Here is a 1,763-nt window from a genome sequence, read left to right on the forward strand (position 1 = left end):
CCGCCCGTCCCGCCCGTCCCGCCTCCCATCCCGTCTCTTCCGCGCTCCTTCCGCACTTTGCCCCCGCGCTCTTCGCCCCACCCATCCTGCCCCTTCCGCATTCCGCCGCCTCGTCTCCTTCTGCCCCCCTCGCCGCCGTCGGCGGTGGAGCGCCGCGGGCTGCTGCCGTTTCCCCGCCTCTTCGTCCGGGCGTTCTGGTAATTGGGTGATTGTCGTACGCGCGTGCGAGCGGGGGTTATACTTGACGGCCAGTGAAACGAAACCGACGGGGGCGCGGGTGCTCCGGAAGCGAAGGTGCGCGTCATGGGCTTGCAGCTGGCGATGGCAAAGGCGGTGGGAAACACCCTCTCGTGGGGGCTGCGGAAGGTGGCGCGGCGCCCGGGCGGCACGCTGCCGGGCAAGGTGGGACTGCGTATCGATCCGCAGTTCATCGCCGATCTGCGCGGCAAGGTGCGCGTGGGCAGCGTCGTGGTGGTGGGCACCAACGGCAAGACCTCGGTGACTAACCTGGTGGCCGACGCCTTCGAGGCTGCGGGACGCACCGTCATCTGCAACCGCACGGGCGCCAACATGGGGCCCGGCGTGGCGTCGGCGCTGCTGCAGGCGCGGCCGGCCGAGTGGGGCGTGTTCGAGAGCGACGAGCTGTGGCTCGCCCGCACGCTTCCCCAGCTGAGGGCCGATTACGTGGTGCTGCTCAACCTCTTCCGCGATCAGCTTGACCGCTGCGGCGAGATCAGCCGCATCCAAGAGAGCATCGCCGGCGCGCTGGCGAAGTCGCCGGAGACGACGCTCGTCTACAACGCCGACGACCCCCTCTGCGAGGCCATCGCGCGGAAAGTGGCCAACCGCACGGTGTCCTTCGGCGTCGATGGGGACATGGAGCTTGCGCAGAACACGGTGGCCGACGCGCAAATGTGCCAGGACTGCCCGGGCATGGTGGAGTATCGGTATCGCCAGTACGGCCAGCTGGGCGACTACTTCTGCCCCGCATGCGGATTCGCGCGGCCTGCGCTGGACTTTGCCGCCACCGACGTGCGGCTCGACGCTCGCGGCGCCGCGTTCGCGGTGACGAGCCGCGCCACGGACCGCGTCGACCGCGTGACCACGAGCCAGCCGACGCCCTATCTGGTGTACAACCTGCTGGCCGCCGACGCCATCATGCAGCTGACCGGGGTGGACGCCGCCGTGTTCCAGCGAGCGGTGGATGCTTTCGACCCGCGCAACGGGCGGCTCCAGCGCTACGTCATCGACGGACATTCCGTGCTGCTGAACCTGGCGAAGAACCCGACGGGCTTCAACCAGAATCTCAAGATCATCGAGCGCGACGCCGGCCCGAAGGCGGTCGCCTTCTTCGTGAACGACTACGAGGGCGACGGGCGCGACATCTCGTGGATCTGGGACGTCGATTTCGAGGAGCTGGCCGGCCATGGCGCGCTGGCCGTGTTTGCCGGCGGCACGCGCGCCAACGACTTGCAGGTGCGCCTGAAGTACGCGGGCATCGACGCCCAGCTGATCGACGCGGTGGACGACGTGTTCGCCATGCTGCCGCGTCTGGCCGCCGAAGGCGCGCTGCCGGCGGACGCCGGGGTGTACGCCATCGCCAACTACACGGCGCTCCCGCCGGTGCACGCCGCGCTCAACCGCCTGGCTGCGCGCGAGGAAGGCGCCGGGAAGGCGGAGGGCGCGGAAGGGGCGAGGACCGCGGGTGCGGAGGCCGCGCCGAACGCGGAGGGCGCGCAGGCCGCGGCGCCCGCGCCGGCCCC

Annotated in this window: 1 protein-coding gene; it reads left to right on the forward strand. The window is 70.6% G+C overall.

Going from position 1 to position 1,763, the window contains the following annotated elements:
• Nucleotides 1-303 precede the first annotated feature (303 nt).
• A partial coding sequence (locus tag D1643_RS10865; protein WP_160710624.1) for a Mur ligase family protein occupies nucleotides 304-1,763 on the forward strand: 1,460 nt, incomplete at its 3' end.

It is taken from the genome of Enterorhabdus sp. P55 (assembly GCF_009911695.1).
In the GTDB taxonomy this organism is placed as follows: Bacteria; Actinomycetota; Coriobacteriia; order Coriobacteriales; family Eggerthellaceae; genus Enterorhabdus.